The sequence below is a fragment of the Nostoc sp. FACHB-892 genome, assembly GCF_014698795.1.
Taxonomy (GTDB): domain Bacteria; phylum Cyanobacteriota; class Cyanobacteriia; order Cyanobacteriales; family Nostocaceae; genus Nostoc.
This window is the reverse complement of the sequence record NZ_JACJTR010000081.1, coordinates 1-15,652: the sequence shown is the minus strand read 5'-3', so window position 1 is coordinate 15,652 and position 15,652 is coordinate 1. Positions and strand designations below refer to the sequence as shown.

General features: G+C 44.0%; 9 protein-coding genes and 2 pseudogenes. 6 read left to right on the top strand and 5 right to left on the bottom strand.

Annotated elements, in window-relative coordinates; translation table 11 throughout:
- Positions 1-201 precede the first annotated feature (201 nt).
- The 3 genes from H6G96_RS43025 to H6G96_RS38045 are packed head-to-tail and all read left to right on the top strand — an operon-like array spanning position 202 to position 1,266.
- The gene (locus H6G96_RS43025) at positions 202-570 is read left to right on the top strand and encodes a hypothetical protein (protein WP_347242341.1); all 369 of its coding nucleotides are present in this window, start codon (positions 202-204) and stop codon (positions 568-570) included.
- A gap of 31 nt (positions 571-601) precedes the next feature.
- The gene (locus H6G96_RS43020; RefSeq protein ID WP_347242340.1) at positions 602-1,144 is read left to right on the top strand and encodes a hypothetical protein; all 543 of its coding nucleotides are present in this window, start codon (positions 602-604) and stop codon (positions 1,142-1,144) included.
- Entirely contained in the window at positions 1,126-1,266 is a 141-nt protein-coding gene (locus H6G96_RS38045) for a hypothetical protein (protein ID WP_190919491.1), read from the top strand. Before H6G96_RS43020 ends, H6G96_RS38045 begins: the two co-directional genes overlap by 19 nt.
- 503 nt (positions 1,267-1,769) lie before the next feature.
- Here the strand turns inward: H6G96_RS38045 and H6G96_RS38040 are convergent.
- Positions 1,770-2,882, bottom strand: a pseudogene (locus H6G96_RS38040) (IS630 family transposase).
- Between H6G96_RS38040 and H6G96_RS42710 the strand changes: the two are divergent.
- The 3 genes and pseudogenes from H6G96_RS42710 (at position 2,825) to H6G96_RS43015 (ending at position 4,137) form a co-directional block, all read left to right on the top strand.
- Positions 2,825-3,172, top strand: a complete 348-nt coding sequence (locus tag H6G96_RS42710; RefSeq protein WP_347242339.1) for a type I restriction-modification enzyme R subunit C-terminal domain-containing protein — start codon at positions 2,825-2,827, stop codon at positions 3,170-3,172. The pseudogene H6G96_RS38040 and the gene H6G96_RS42710 overlap by 58 nt on opposite strands.
- Before the next feature lie 114 nt (positions 3,173-3,286).
- Positions 3,287-3,649, top strand: a pseudogene (locus H6G96_RS42005) (transposase); the annotation flags it as partial.
- A gap of 242 nt (positions 3,650-3,891) precedes the next feature.
- On the top strand, positions 3,892-4,137 hold the full coding sequence (locus H6G96_RS43015; RefSeq protein WP_190919487.1) for a hypothetical protein: 246 nt from the start codon (positions 3,892-3,894) through the stop codon (positions 4,135-4,137).
- Between the two features lie 498 nt (positions 4,138-4,635).
- Here H6G96_RS43015 and H6G96_RS38020 read toward each other — a convergent pair whose 3' ends face one another.
- From H6G96_RS38020 to H6G96_RS38005, 4 genes are all read right to left on the bottom strand, one after another.
- The gene (locus tag H6G96_RS38020; protein WP_190919485.1) at positions 4,636-5,514 is read right to left on the bottom strand and encodes a hypothetical protein; all 879 of its coding nucleotides are present in this window, start codon (positions 5,512-5,514) and stop codon (positions 4,636-4,638) included.
- Between the two features lie 91 nt (positions 5,515-5,605).
- Positions 5,606-10,162: a hypothetical protein gene (locus H6G96_RS38015; RefSeq protein WP_190919483.1), complete on the bottom strand. Its 4,557-nt coding sequence runs from the start codon at positions 10,160-10,162 to the stop codon at positions 5,606-5,608.
- Between the two features lie 12 nt (positions 10,163-10,174).
- The gene (locus H6G96_RS38010; RefSeq protein ID WP_190919480.1) at positions 10,175-13,423 is read right to left on the bottom strand and encodes a hypothetical protein; all 3,249 of its coding nucleotides are present in this window, start codon (positions 13,421-13,423) and stop codon (positions 10,175-10,177) included.
- Positions 13,424-14,053: 630 nt separating this feature from the next.
- Positions 14,054-15,388, bottom strand: coding sequence for an AAA-like domain-containing protein (locus H6G96_RS38005; RefSeq protein WP_190919479.1), 1,335 nt, complete (start codon positions 15,386-15,388; stop codon positions 14,054-14,056).
- Positions 15,389-15,652 lie beyond the last annotated feature (264 nt).

The window sequence follows — 15,652 nt, the reverse complement described above, 5'->3', positions numbered from 1 at the left end:
GGTTTGCAATAATGCCTCTACTTGTTTTTCTGGAGATTGCTTTTGCGCCATGTGATATATTCTACGGCGCTATGTGCATCTATCTACTTTTTATTTTTTGCACTACCCCGATTTATTGAGCGGATACAGATAAGAAACACTATATTCAATGATGACACAACTCGATATTTGTTCAACTACTATCAGCCTGGAGGTGGAATAATGAATAAACCACCATCTAAACGCAAGAAAATTACCCCCGCGACATCTGAGGAACCAAAGCTAGCAACCGACCCTGCTCAGGAAAATACTTCTTTGCACGAAAACCCAGCTTCAGCAACTATCACAGTGACGGCTGTTGAAGTAAAAGAGTTGACCGAGCAAGAACAAAGCTTACGCTTTCAATTGGAACGCCGTGTAGAACGTGCATTTTTAGAAGCTGGTCAGGCGTTAATGGAGTTGAGAGACAGGCGGCTATACCGTTCCACGCACCGAACTTTTGAGGAATACTGCCGCGAACGCTTTGGTTACAGCCGTGATGCAGCGTACTTGAAGATTTCGGCTACTGCTGTTTACGAGAATCATAATTAAGTTTTTGCCGACCAATGGTCAGCAAATTCCAATGCCGGCCAACGAACGACAACTGCGGTTTTTGGCAAAAGCTGAGTTGGAACCGGCTGTGCAAGCGGATGTATGGCAGCAGGCAGTAGAGCAAGCTGGCAATAAGATTCCATCCGGTCGGATCGTGAAAGACGTCGTGGACAGGATACGCGAAAGTCCGAAAGTACCCAATCCTTACCACATTGGGGAAATATGCATTCTTCTGCCCAAAGATAACCCAGACTTGAGAGGTAAAACGGGTTATTGGGGAGTAGTCAGCCACGTTGGGAAATACAATTGTACAGTCCAGACATGGGACGGCGACTACACCGTGAAGATTGAACACCTGAAGTTACTAGAATTGCTTGATGAAGATTGCCAATTCATGCAGCAGTTATGTGTGAGGTTACGACAGTTGCATCAAGTGGCCAGCCGTGACTCTTCTGTGGATTGGCTGTTGCAGGGGTTGGGGAAACAAGCTAAACCGTATCTGTCATCCTTGCAAGCAAAGCTGCTGGCAGCTGTCGAAAGGGAGTACAACCTTGTGTGGAAGCAGCCAAAGTAAACTTGATTGTTAATGCAGCAATTCAAAAATTACCTCATTGTATGAAAGCGGTAAGCGAACGCGAACTGCGTCTGGTAGAGAAGACGTTGCCGGAATGGCTTATCGCTTCAATGAAAGAATGAAAGGATATAACTCGATACTTGTTGCAATTGATAAGGTTAAATTTAAAAAGCCCCGATAAAAGTTCAGGGCTTTGCTTTATATGAGGTTTATTAAATGCCAGCCGAAAATTTGTGCCAGCGCTTTTCTATAGAAATAATCATCCCTGAATCGCTTGGTTAAAGATAGCGGAGAACTACCCATTTTTTACCTGTTTTACCTGGGTAGTGATTTAATAAAGTCTTTATATTTATATCTGCATATATCGCCACTCTGCGATGGCGTACCCGCTATGAACCGGTGGCGTTCGTCGAACGCGAATGCGTTCCGCAGGAAAGGCATTGCCTCTCGAACGCGAGTGCGTCTCTGAAAGAGAAGAGAAGAGAAGGTATCGTTTGCAGGTAAAATTCTTCTGCGGTATGGTATTTGGTTAAAGCAGGGCAGAGATGAGTAGTGAATGAGGAGTGTCCTTTTATAGCCGCCAAAAACGGACAGTTCCTTCTAGTAGTCTGCCAAGGCAATTTTGCTAGGTTATACTTGGATATAAACGCTGCATTTTTTGGCGAGCATCTTTGGTCTGAAAACCCCAATAGACACTGGCTTTTTGTTGATTACGTTGTTTCTCTCAAGCGGCAATCTCAGAAGTTAATGTTTCTGCATTAGGAATACGCCGTTCTAAACATTGGCGAGATAAAACAGATAATTCAATTTCTACTTGATTCAGCGAACTTGCGTGTTTAGGAGTATAGTGAAACTCTAACTTTTGAATAATGCGGCGTGCTTCTTGTGGAGAGAAAACTTCATATAAAACGCTTGGAGTATGAATGTTTAGATTATCAACTACTAAACGAATTACATCAGCATCACGATAATAAACATCTACTAAATCTTTTAACTGTTTAGCAAAGTCAAATGAGTGTACGACGCTGTGTGACTTCAATATGTCTCCACCCGGCTCTTGGTTCAAAAAAAGCAAATAAATTTACGACTCCGTTGCGTTTATATTCATAATCATAACGCTCAGGCTGTTTTGGTTCTGCGGGTATTGGGAGTCTTACTTCTTCTACTAATTGATATGGGCGTTCATCTAAGCAAAGTACAGGTTTTTTTGGATTATACTGCTCATTATATAAGTCCAATACATCTTCCATCCGCAACACAAACTCTGCGTTTACTTCTGGAATACACCACTGTTCTTTCAACCAAGGTTTAATTTCATTTTTTTTAAAGTTTGACGTACTGTTTCGTCAGAAATTGAATCTACTATCCCAAGACTCACCAACTGATCTGCTAATAATTGCATTGTCCAACGCACTCTTCCTTCTGGCGGATTAGAACAAGCAGTCGCAATCAAATATGCTTCTTGCTTTTCATCTAGTTTTTTAGGTTTTGGTGGATGTTCCCCATCCTTTAAAGCAAACTCTAATCCGCCAATAACAAACTTTTCTCTTGTCCTTTCCACCGTTGCAACATGAACTCGCACTGTGGCAGCGATCGCCGTGTCCGTTTCTCCCTCAGCCGCCATCAAAAGAATGTTTGCACGGGTGATAGTTCTTGCTTTATGCTTTCCTTTTTTGAGGATTGCTTGCAATTGTAAAACTTCATCTTCGCTTAAATCTACAATATACTTTTTTGCCATGCTCAACCCCTTTTTTGACTAGTTTATCACTCAGAGGGTCTTACCTAGCAAAATTACCTTGGTGGACTACTAGGTTCATATCTGGCAAAAAGTTTAACTCTAATCAGATTGAGTTTGCAAATATGATTGTGAACCACTTAACCGAACACGGCGTTATGGATGCAGCACTCCTCTATGAATCCCCATTCACCGACATTACACCACAAGATCCAGATGGATTATTTACCCCGTCCTGGGTAGATGAATTGGTTTCTTTGCTGGAAGAAGTTTATGCGCGAGCGATCGCATAGGAAGCGATATAAATTGGAGTGGATTTAGCGAAGACACTGTTGGCGAATTCAAATAGGACATCTCAAAAAGGAGTAGGATCAACAATAAATTCCTACAGTTGGGCATGAGTCACTATGTCGATACATCCCCAAAATATACCTGACATACCCCTTGAAACTGTACAGGTGGCTCGTGCTGCCTTTCCTAAGGGAAATATTTACCTACAGATACGCGATACATTGGGCTGTATTTATGAAGATGAAACTTTTGTAGAATTGTTTTCGCCAAGGAGGCAACCAGCAGAGTCCCCTTGGGGACTAGCACTAATATGTGTAATGTAGTTTGTGGAAAATTTATCAGACCGACAAGCAGCAGACGCAGTACGGGCGCGAATTGACTAGAAATATGCCTTAAGTTTACCGTTAACAGACAGTGGCTTTGATTTCTCCATTTTATCTGAGTTTCGGACTCGGTTGGTTAACTCTGGTATGGAGCAATAGCTACTGGGCATACTTTTGAGCCAGTTACAGTCAAAAGGATTATTAAAAACCCCTGTTAATTAAAAAATCTTCTTACCCATATAATACACGGTTGGCTAGACTCTGAAAATTGCCTAAACTTACGGTGTAATACATGGGTAATTTTTGATGAAACGCGATATCAAGGGAAGTTTGCAATCAAAAATGACGACTACCGTTTAGTCCGTTCTCTTAGACTCACTGATGAAACTTGGAAAACTTTGGGTATTGCAGCAGAATATAACGGTTTAACTAGGGCTGACTATTTAGAACAAATTGTGCAGGACAATACTTTACCAAGTATTACACGGGAAAAAGAACACTTTCAACCGTGTATTGCACCGGATGAGGGGGATCAAAAAAGGTCAACCACATTACTACCCCAACTACAAGCACTTGAAACTTTACGCGATGGCGTACCCGCCCGCTGGAAGCGATCGCATTTTGTTGGAACTGAACTTAGGTAAGCAAGCCACTGGATACAAAACGGCACTTAAAGCTCTTAATCGTTTCATTGCTGAATTAACTAACCGAGCATAGGCGTTACTGAATTCGCCAACAGTGTCTTCGCTATATCTACGATTAAATATAAGCATTTGGGCAAAGCTGGCAGCCCTGCTCATATTGATGCTGTCATGCAAGTGGCTCGCAGAACTCAAATTCAGTTTCTACAGTCATGTATCGATTCTCTGAGACAAAGCTGGGCAGATTTGTACCAAGGGCTTCTATAAAAAAAGTAAGTTCTGGAAAATCTGCTTCATTCTCGTATTCAACACGCTAACATAACGTCAGTTCGGGTTAAGAAGATTTATTCAGCGTTAGTTGACGGAAACGACACAAACACGTTGACATATCTCAGAATCAAGCAACGGTGTAATAAGGGTTTCAGCTTATCCCGAACTCAGGTTAATTACCCCCTGCTAACACGCTCACGCTTATCTACCCAGGATTGCTTTACTCAAGCCTCATACACTTAAAACTGGATGATTTAACCATGTTTCAGCGTAATGTTTTATTTTCTCACGATTAGCTTGATTATCGCCTGAGTTTACTGAATTTCGGGCACCTATGAAATCGGTTTGTGATTCATTAACGTATCTTGATAACGGTTGTCCGAATTGACTATGAGCCATTCCATAGGCAGTGACAAACAGCGCAACATTTGGTTGCAGTGCAAGATCGGGGTCATCATGTAGATCAATATCCAGCAGTGTAGCAAATTTACTGTAGGCTGGCTCATGAGTCAGTTGAATAAATCCTCGTCCGTAAAATGGATAGTATGATAGTTTCTGTTTGCGTCCTTCCTCGGCAGTTTCCAGAGTAGCCCTTTCCTCTGGGGTTAACACCCAACTTTCACGAATTGGACGAAATGCAGACTCATGCTCACAAGTTCCTAAAATATATGCTAATTGCGTTTTAAGGGTAATGCCGTGCCGTCTGCACTCTTCAACAATTGCCCTTGCTGTATCCTCTCGTCCTCCTCCTAAAAAGTTAGAGAGGCTTTCAGACCCAGCCTCAGTACCGGTGACCAAAATATTCAATGGCGTAATAAGCTCTCTACCATCTGAAGAAAAAGCTCGAAGAACCGTTTCACCAGACGATTGACCATAGAACCGAAAAACACGAAGATTGTTTCCGGGTGAGTTTAATTCACGAAAAGCTGCCAAGTTTGGATCGTCTAGCACTAATGTTAATGGGTTGCCAAAATCGTCTCCTCCCCAAAGTGCGATGTCTCGGAAAATTGAACCTTTCCAAGAATCATTACCTAATGGAATTTTAAATTGATTGATATCTGCATTGAAGCCAGGGTAAACTTTTCCCGGAGCTTGTTGAAAATTTGCCATAATTCAGACTCCTAAATAATCCTGATACTAAGAAAACTCCAAAAAATAAATTGTTCAAATTCTATTGCTTATGATGGCGGTGTGATTGCCATCATAAGCTTTCGTCGAGTTTTGTCCGCCTAGTTTCTGGCGGGGCTTGTGAAATCAGGGCTGCATCAATTGCAATCGTTTCGGCATATATGAGTCGGCGAGGAGCAGAGCCAATAATCCTGGTTTCGGTAGTAAAATCGGAAGGGATTGCCGGATTGGTAGTGCCGTCTGGGTTGGTTGTGTATTCTGCAGAAATATATTCATATTCGCGGATCAGCAGGCGAAAGCAATCGGGGGTCGGGTTTTCTGCCAATAGAACCTTACCGCTCCAGAGAATTGTAGGGTCGGCGGAGGGCGGGACTGCGGATGGAACAATGGCAATCGTATTCCATGCAAGATCGCTATCGATTAAGTCATCTCTTTGCTGCAATTCCACCTCAATTTGAGTGGAGGTTTCCACCGATTGCGTTGGAGTAGGTACAATTTGCGGGAGAGGACCTTCGGGTTTGGCGCCAGAAATTGTCACTTGCAGTTGGCGAGGATGGTAAGGGTCTGCCGTTACAACAACGGCGCGATCGCTACTCAATTGGGCAAAATCAGCCAGCACCACTCGCGACAGTTTGGCATTTTCTAAAGCGCAGGGCTGATAGCGGACTAGCGCTAACCGGACAAACAGGGCGTAGGTAGAAGCAGCATTAACGCTGAGATCGCAGTACCATTTCTGTCGTTCTGCGTCGAAAGCGACAGCATAGCCTACGACATTCACTCGTTTCGTAGCGTCTTCTTCTAGGCTGAGGAATGTTTCTTGGGCTACAGCATCCACAAAATCTTCCGTAGAAGGAACTTGACCTTGGAATAAGCCTTGAGTGCGCCAAATTGGGTCGTTCCCCCATTGGGTAATAAAGGATTTCCATCTGTCGCGCTCCTGGGTATTAGCCAGATCAACTCCATTTGTGTAGTTGTATAACACTACGCCCAGTAATTCCCCCTCTCCTGATGAAAACCAGGGGCGTTCCAAATATACGCGCAATCCACCCCCAAAGCGGACGCTGCGCTTGAGGTTAGTTTGAGTTTGACGCTGCCAACCAAAGGTGGGAATCACGTAGGCAATTTGGGGCGCAACCGGACGGCTGGATGCTGGCACATCTACAGTCACAGGCTGGCTCTTGCGTGTAAAATCAACCGCTATTTTTGTGCCTGGGTTAAGTGGATCGTCCTGCTCTTGAGGAAAATATTCACGGTAACGGGATGTCGAAACAGCGCAATAGCGAATCCGATGATGTTTGGTATCGTTGATTTGATGGCGGGGTGCCGCATCTTGAGAGATGCGATCGCCATCTTTGTCAGTGAAGGTTATCAACCCCTTTTGTTTGTCGAGAGGGATTACTTCCTTGGCGATTAAAATACTGATGGTGTAGTCTGTTAAATCGCCCAAATTGCCAAGGCGATCGCCCTGCCGGACAAAACAGAGCAGATCCTGGGCTGCATCATAATAACTAACAGCACGATTGTCAGGTGTAACCCGAATTTCCCCGGTTTGCAGTTGGAGAATTGGTATTCTCTCCACGGGCATCGCTCGGTGGATAGAGCCTGGAGCCGCTTGGTTAACATCATCCACAGGATAATCCCATTCTGCTAAAATATCTACCCTTGCCGTGCTAGCCCCATGAATCTGTAATCCCCCTAATAAATAGGCATCCGTGGAGCCAGGTCTGCGCCATGCGGTAATCGGGTTTAACTCGGTAGAGTTAGAGGCAAGACGATAGATAGCGGTGCGAATTACTCCTACTTCGGGAGGAGCTTGCAGTAGATTGTCATCGGGACGCAACTCGTTGTAAGGTTCATGTTGAATGGGAATGGCAGTGAATGTTGGTATCCCCAAAGGCTGCTGCACTGCATGAACCAAGTTAAGGAGTTGGGGTGGAGTTAGCATCCAATGCCCCCCTTCAACTGAACGCTGTAGGATATGGGCAATGCGATCTACTTCTAACCAGGGGCTAAATTGAGCGCGATCAGGATCGACAACCGTTTTATAGTCGATATATTCCCGCAGCCATTGCCAGACCCCCATGAGGGAGAGGTCTTGGGGAGATAAATAACTGGTTAGAGGTACAACTGCACTCGTTCCCTTTGGCAAGGAGACGGTAAGAACCCGGTTCTGGGCATCCCAAGCTGGAGACGCATTGCCATCGCCCAAAGCCAAACGAAAGGGTTGGAGAGTTTGCCAGTCTCCCTCGTCGCCAAAACTGACTAGGGTGGCAGAACCCGGACGTGGGTTTGGATCATCAAGTTGGTGGTAGGAAATGACGGTGTTGGCTTCCGTTCCAGGCAGAACCATGCCAAGGCTTTGATTAGGCGTACCGGGTAGGTCGCGCAGTGCGGCACCTCTTGCCAGCACATCGGGAATATAGGGTAAACTATCGATGCGCTCACTTGCTTCCAGGGGAAATTGCTGCTCTTGCCCTGCCACCCACACCTTTATTTGATTCAATTCGACGCCGTCTTTGGCTGCTAATAAGTTATACAGGGCGGGGCTGGAGTTAAGTTTGCCCGTGGCATCGTCCAACATGCCCATGCGTTCGGCTAGTTCGACGCTGGTGCGAGGCGGTAGGATATGGCGATCGCTCGCCGTTAAATCAGCTGCACTGTTGTCAAGGCTAGGATCGCTGTTGAAGGTGCGAATCACCAGTCGGTCTAACTGCGAACCGGGAGCGGTGACACCTCGTTCGTCGCGTAGCACCACTTGGGGAGGAATCACAGGTTCGTAGCGCAGATAGGCAAAGCTTTCGACGTCTGGAGTGCAAGGGTTATCTTGAGGCAAGATCATCTGTTTCAAAAGAGATTCCAACAAGGGATGATCAAGACTAAGACTATTACCGCAAATATCTACGACCCTCGCACGAAACCGATAGCACCTTCCAAATCGCAGACTTGGCAGAGAACCACTGACCACCTTAAAATCTGTCGTCATCTTAAATGGGGTGACGGGTTGGTTTTGCTCGGAACTAGGCTGGTCGAGAACATTAGCTGGATCAGGGTCGCTTGATAGGACTTTACCAGGAAACTGCACACTCAAACTCCAACCCGCCCATCGAGCAAATGTCTCATGCACATAAATATCTTTCTGAGGGGCTTGAGTCGGATCGGGCGCAGGTTGGGCAACGGCCAGTTCTACAAACCCTTCTTCGTTAGTGGTGGTTAGTTGCTGGTCTTCAATACTATAAACCCCATTGCGTCGGTGCAGCGAATGCCAAGCGTTGGTGTGGCTATCCCAAACATCTAAGCGATAGCCGTGGGTTAAATCTTGAGCAAAGAAAGGATGGGGCTGAGGTTGTTGCAAGTCGGTTGCATCTTGAAACGCCTTGGAATCTTTAAATGAGCGCAATAATTTTTCCCCCTGCTCGTCGGCAAACAGCGAGAATCCTCCCGATCTGAGAGACGGTAGTGTCGCATAGGGATCGAACACCTGCGGATGGGGAGCCTCTATAGGGTCAATAATATTATTGCCATCTTCATCTTGTTGTTTCTGTACCGTTTCAGCCAGCATAATCGTCTTGTGCATTCCCCCATCTACATCCACCTGTGCTAACCCAAATTGTTGAGGGTCAAAATTCAACACACCGAAGGCACCAAAGGCACCAAAGGCTTCTGCCTGGTTGTAATTGTCCTGCGTCCGGAAATAGCGGGGACTTGTACCAAAAACAACATGGACGTAGGCTGTTTCCAGTGGCGTAATGCGGGTAGTAATGCTCCACTCCCAGCTAGGCGTAGCTGCAATCACGCTCATGCGCCCCCCATCGCTGACAGGAACCGCTTCTAAGGGCAGTTCAAAATCTAGTACTAATCCCAGTGCCCGCAATAATTCTGGGTAGGAATTGAGCGAACTCAAACAGAGATGAAAATCCAGCAGGTTATCAAAATCGGGGGGATTATCAGCTATCGGTTGTCCTGGTGGTAGACGGTGATAAACTTCAAACTCCTGAGCCACAGCAGATCGCACATTTGCCAATTGCGCCCAATTCATGGCAGTTTGATATAACCCATCTGTCCCCAAGGGCATCTTCCGTATTGCTTCTTGCAAGTTCCTTAAACTTTCTCTTCCACCATCTCGGTAACGGTCTCGCAAATTGTCATTCCAGTTAACTGCTAGCCCGGTTACTAAGTCTTGCAATTTCTCATAATTGCTCTGTTCCTCGCGATCTCGGCGATCGCGGCTCTCTGGTAATGCTAATTCAATACCTGCTTGTTGATACAATCCCTTTAGCAAAGACAGCGTGTTGCGATTGGAATAAGAAAATATCTGGTGTTCAGAATAGTTGTCAAAAGTATGCGATCGTACTAATGTCTCCGGTTTAAACAGAGCATTCCAAAGAGACGGTTGGAGGTGGTCAGTTGCTACAGCCGCTGTAAAATCAACTCCTTCACAGCGAAAGGTAAGACTCATACCCCTGGTTTGCAGTAGTGAAGTCCAATTCAGCCAGTCTGGAAATTCTCGGAGTTGAGCTTGATCGCTATCACCAAAAAGGCGGGGAGAAACATATACGGACACTGGTAATGTTTCAGGATCGACGCTGATACCACGCGGCATTACGGTAAATAAAATTGTTTGGTTCGCCATTTTTTACTGTCCTCACGCAAAAGCGCCTGCATATTCATTCCATATCTCAGGTACATCCCAGACCTGAGCAAACATTGGGTCGCCCTCCCCGCCTCCAAAGGTCTTCTCTACACTAATTTCAACAGATTTGCTGAAGAATAATATCTTTATCTTCACCGTCAAAGTTGCCCGACCCGTTGCTTTGCCCACTGCTTCATAGGTAAAGCTAAGATTAAATTCCAGCGATACAGAAATAATTCCCAGTACCGTCAAATTACCACCCATGCGGAAGAAACCTGTTAGCGTTGCCTTTTTGTTACCATCAGGCTTAGTTTCCAATTTGAAATAAATACCCGCCATGATGTAAACGCCACCACTTGCCACTCCAAGATTTATCGAGGCAGAGGCACCAAACTCGAAGGCAGCTTCGATAATACGTACAGCTAACGTGTCTAACTGTAATCGAAAGAACCCACCCCCACCAAAAAAGGCAATGGTGAGATTAAAGGGTCGCTGTCGTTCTGAAATGTTGAAGTCAAACAGCGGACTACCGTTGAGGAAAGGCAATGTTAAAGATGCTCCTAGGGCAACATCTTTAAGTGCAAACACACCTACTTCTACGGGAGGCAAGCCAATGGAAAACCCAGCTCGAATGCCAGGTTGGGGCGTAAGTTCTAAACTAGAACCATCACCAAATAATCCAGGAGGAATAATCTTTTTGAGTTCATTAACAAATTTCAGGTCGCCCAAAAACTCCAGTGCATTATCACCCTTAAGTTGAACGTTGACATCCGTTTTTCGCCCTGTTACAGAACTAAACCGAAAGGCATCGAAACTAAGTTTGACGATATTAAAGAATTCGAGGTAAAAATTCGTTAGATTTCCTGTAAAAAGCGAGCGTCCTGCATTTCCATCCACAGGTTGCTCTACGGTTCCTTGAATGGAGAGAATAGAATCATGCTCTTTTTTGAACTGAAAGAAACTCACAGGCGTCCCTTCAGGTGGCCAATCCAGAATGTCGGGTTGCCAATCCAGCCTGACAGAAGGCGGTGTGGTTTCTGGAAAGAACTCGATATTGGGGGCATTACTAAAACTACCTGTTGCAATTAGTTCTGTTAGCTTCAGCTTGCCAAACAGTTTGGCGGTTTCGGCTAGATCACTGAAGAAATCTTGAGGATCAAAGTTATCGGTAGCAGCTTTGGCTAAATCTCCGGCGATTGCCCCCAATTTCCGCGTCAAGCCTTTAATTGACAAATCGGGCGTAGCAATTCCACCAGCCTTATCCGCCGAAAACCTAGACGGGAATTTAGTAAGTAATTCTGCAAAAACTTCATTTCCCTCGTCAAACTTCCCGGCATCAATGTAAGGCTTATAGTATTTTATTTCCACAGGCGCCTTTGTGTCCAACAGTTGCTCGACTGTGGCTAAGTTGACTACAGCTTTATCGAGTTTAGGAATGAATTTAGCCTTAGCCTCACTGTCAGTATCAAAATAGAGCTTTTGCGTAGTTAAGGTTGTATTATCGCTACTATCCCCATTTGGCTCCGCATAAGTCAATGCCTGTCCTGGAACCTCACAAGCGCGTCTATCCCCTGATTGATTATAAAGCTCCCGAATTGTGTTAACCCTATCAGAAATTGCAGCATCGCTTCCAGGTACAAAAATTAATGCTGTCGTAAAATCAACTTGATGTTGGTTCTGCACATCTTGACCCACTGCATGAAATTTGAAATCTTGACTGCCCACTCTCACCCAAAAAGAATAATCAGTCCCATTTAGCAGACTCGGAGGGTCAATATCGGGGGTCACTAATGTCGTCAGTCGAACCTGTTTAAGCGGCATAGCAAACCCGTTGTAAGGTAGAGCTTCCTGGTCATCGTTCTCCAGTGTGTAATCCTTTAAGATCTGTCGAACCACAATGAACATCCGTTGTACCAGGTAAGCGAACGGCGCCCCATTGACTTCTCTAAACTTTCGCTCCGTCACTTTAATTAATGCAGCCTGATGCCCAAAAGGATAAAGATATCCCTCGTAGACAATTTGCACATAATGATCGCGTCCTTGGGTTGCCACATGCACCCATTCAGAAATATTTAAATCGGTTCCAAAATCTCCCAATTGCAAAGGAGGGAGGGGGAAAGGGAAATTAAGTAAAGTTGGATCGAGCAAGGTCGTCAAATTTGGTAGAGACGGCGCTTGGCTCAAAGCTTCTGGCATCGTGTTGAAAGATGCTAAGGTACTTGATTCAGTTAAGTTGGGATTGGGGGACGGTCGTATTAAAATCCATTCTGTTGGGGGTTTCCAATTACCACGGGACTTCAACCATCCCCCTAGTGCTGACAACATGACCTGCTCCGCTTGAATAGATTGCGGTTCATAGGTAGCCCAATCCGTTCTACTTTTGACAAATCCCCAAAAAGCCGAAGTGAGAATAACGATTTCATGGCGATCGCGGGCATTCATTGCCGTTAACACAGGGCGTCCTGCCCATTCATCAAGTTTTCCTAAGATTGGCCAAGGCAATGTGGTTTCAGGATTTGAAGGCTGGGATACATAGTCGGGCGACCAAATCGCACGTAGCAGCGCCGGATTCACTCTAGAAAGTTCTAATGATTGCTGTGTTTCATTCTTCTGTTCATTCCCACTTTCTTTCCCTGAATGGGTTAATCGCGTGTGCCAAAGTTCGGTACGCCCTGCGTGGGTTACGGTATGAACGGCATGTTGCCAGATAACATCTGAATTTGGCGACAAAATCAGGCGATAGGGTATTTCGATTGCTGTTTCTAGCTCAGTGGGAGGACTGATTGCAGGAGCTTTGCCTCGCTCCTCTGCGGTGGGTGTTGCCCGGATGGCGGCGATTTGTGAAACATTCAACTCTAACCCCGTCCAATTTAGCAATCCTTCTATTGTATAAGGAATGCGAGGATTAGTGTTGGCTGGAAGTTGGAAGACCAAGCGGCTAGGTTGCCCAATTCTGGAACGCACGGGAGGGTCAAATACATTTTCCGGCAGTCTAATTTCACGACGCAACTTCTCTGGATCTTTTGGATCGTTTGTAGAGGTGGGAGGTGGATTTATTTCTAAGTCCTGTCTAGATTCATAAACCGCTTCTTCTGCAATGGTTTGGGGTGGAAAATGAACTATCAGATAGGCAATCTGTGTTGTGTCTTCTGGAATTAAGACAGGAGTTTCACACAAGCTCGTTTCAATTTGCAGATTTCTACCTTCAATCTGTAAATTGAGCAGATCGTCGGGACGAATAACACTAACTTTGAATACCATAATTCATTACTGTTGTGTCTTCTGGATTAAAACAGGAGTTTGACGCAGGCTCGTTTCAATTTGCAGATTTCTACCTTATAATCTGTAAATTGAGCAGATCGTCGGGGCGAACAACACTAACTTTGAATACTATAATTCATTACTGTTCTGTAATACTCATTTTACGGTTCAATCAAAACTTTTCATACAAAGTTTTGTTTTGAATCATAATTTTTTGTTAATTCTCCAGCTAGAAAAGTATAAGTTTAGTTTTAAATATTTAGTTTTATAAAATATCGATAAAATCCGTTCTATAAAACGAAAAATACTGCTTTTACGTAGGGACAGAGAGAAGGAAGTCTTTGGAGAGGACAGCCTCTCAGTCTCATAGTGCGGATGCACCTAATACACAACTTTCATGTCGCACACCCCTAATGTCAGCTAGACTATATTTACCCCATTATGAGGGCTTTACTTATGGGATGAGGTAGAAGTACTGTCGGTTAACAGATTAATGTCAGCGTCAGACAAAACCTCACGACGTATGGCTTTCAGTTGCTAATACGCTTGTACCTTACTAAACCAAAAAACGCTATAACGAGCATAATTGCTGCGTGAACAGCTATTATGCAACGCCGGAAATCCCTAAGTCTATAAGTGTTCCCGAAAATATTTTTGATATAACTGACACCTTGGGATTAATTTATCGCCTACTCTCTTAACTAATCCCATACTGTATAGCTGATATGCTTGTATTGTTTCTATCTCAACTGCTTCTGTAGCGGTAATTACTTGCATAAATGCCACAGCTAAATTAGTATTTACTTTAAAAGTATGCAAAAACCGCCGTAAATGTGCTTCATAAATCCCTGCATTAGTAGGAGCAGTTTGTAATAAATTTTCTAAGGTGATATCCTCAAGTGCAAGGTGATAGAGTGCTAATCTAATTAAATAGGGATGTCCTCCCAAGATCGACATTAATTGCTGCACTTGAGTGATATTGTAATCAAGTTGGTGACGTTGAGCTAAGTCTGTTACTTGTGCTTGAGTAAATTCAGTTAATTCTACTACTAACCCTACATTAAATGGCGATTTATTTATATCCAATGAACCATAATTTTCAGTAGAATGTACTATAACTAATCGTAACATTTCCCACAGTTCCACAGTTTTAGCTTCTTCATGCCAACTGCGTAACATAGCAAAAAAACCTTGATAAATTTCAGGATATTGAAAAACTCGATCTACTTCATCTAATGCTAAAACTAAATTGCTATTAATTTCAGATAAAATATTATCTTCAAAATATGTAGTGCAATTAATAATGCTACCTCGATACTCATCCCAAGATTCATTCAACAAAGCAGGTAATTTTAATTTGTAACTCACATAACCACAAAACCAGTGCAAAAATTTATCCAAATTACTAAAAACGGTTGCTTCTGCTTGCAACAAGTTGAGACGTACTGTATGATATCCTTCCTGATGTGAGTAAGCAATAATTCTATCAAACAGGGATGTTTTTCCCATTTGGGTAGCGGCTTTAATTCGAATGAGAGAACCAGCTTGGAGAATCGTTTCATAACAGCGTTGCTCTATTGGCATTTGCTGAATATAAAATGCAGAATTTAGAGGTACTGAGCCTGCTGGGTATTCTGGCACAAATTGACGATTGGTCGCGCTAGAAGTATTTTGCTCCTGAAAGCATGATTCTCCAGAGGAGAGGCTATGCAAACGCGTCATCGCTGCACGAAAATTAGTTTTATTAACCTCTTCCCCTAATGTTTTTGAAAGTAACTTCCACAGCTTGAAACCTACATCTTGTCGGAGATACTTAGCTGCATAACCTTCATTGCTGGCAATTTCATCATAATTCAAACCTTGCCATGAGCCTTTAAGAACAATTATTTCCACATCCTTCAAATGTCTGTTGATTTTGCTAAAGACAACTGCATCTAAAATTTGTAACCCTTCTTCCAAGTTCATTATTCAACCTGATTAGATATAAGCGTTGTGGTAGCGTAGCAATCGTACACAAACTTACGCTTGTATATTGAAAGAGTGTAGTAGACCGAATGTACGCTAGTTCTGTCAAAACCGATCTTAGCAGTGGTCGCTACACTCAGTAAATCGCAAAGTTTTCCCAAGGAGCGATCGCTAACTTTGACCTGCGTAGATTGGAGTAACAAAAGCTACCATTAATATAATTAAAATTTATATAAAATAGAAAGCGGTAAAAAAATGAAATTA